We start from the raw sequence: 361 nt of genomic DNA, 5'->3' as shown, positions 1-361 counted from the left end.
CATGAGTGTTTCCCCTCGAATCATTTGTTTGAGGTTCGTCTCCGCCGCGATCGGGGCGCGGTGGGAAACGAGGGGTGTTTTGCATTCAGCGTCCGGGGTTCTCCGGATGGCTATTGGATAATCACAATCGCAATGTGGGAGATTCTATGGTTCATGCCTAGCCCCTAAACGCCTTTGGGTGAGTATTCGCTCTGGTTTTTCAATAGAGCAAATACCACCCGTGCAAGCTTGCGGGCTAGTGCGACCAGTGCTTGGGTAGTGCTCAATCCACGCCCTCTCATAGCCTCATAAAACCCTTTCCACACCGAGGTCCGGCTCGCCGCCATTGCAGCGTTGTGCAGCAATCGACGTGCCTCAGGGT

At 54.8% G+C, this 361-nt stretch carries 1 pseudogene; it reads right to left on the bottom strand.

The window, feature by feature from the left end:
• Positions 1-164: 164 nt before the first annotated feature.
• Positions 165-361: pseudogene (locus tag AAEY83_RS13325) on the bottom strand (IS110 family transposase); the annotation flags it as partial.

This window comes from Psychrobacter sp. TB20-MNA-CIBAN-0197, assembly GCF_040309765.1.
Taxonomy (GTDB): domain Bacteria; phylum Pseudomonadota; class Gammaproteobacteria; order Pseudomonadales; family Moraxellaceae; genus Psychrobacter; species Psychrobacter submarinus.
Note: the sequence above shows the minus strand (reverse complement) of the source record. Positions and strands in the feature narration are given on the sequence as shown.